Consider the following 215-nt stretch of genomic DNA (forward strand, 5'->3'; position numbering starts at 1 on the left):
CTTTATCGAGATCCAATCCATTTTCAGCAATTGATGTATTGAGAGAGCGATCTAAACTGCTACGAAAAACGGTCTATTTATTTGATGACCAATTCAAAGAGCAGATGCCCAAGAAAAATGACACCAATGTATTAGAAAAAGAATTAGCCTATTGCAAAGAACTGGAACAGCGCATAGAAAAAGAAGAATCTTTGAGTTCTATACCAGCTGTGAAA

At 35.8% G+C, this 215-nt stretch carries 1 pseudogene; it reads left to right on the forward strand.

What is annotated here, in order from left to right:
* Positions 1-215, forward strand: a pseudogene (locus NJT12_RS25020) (IS5/IS1182 family transposase); the annotation flags it as partial.

The organism is Flavobacterium azizsancarii, from assembly GCF_027980145.1.
Taxonomy (GTDB): Bacteria; Bacteroidota; Bacteroidia; order Flavobacteriales; family Flavobacteriaceae; genus Flavobacterium; species Flavobacterium azizsancarii.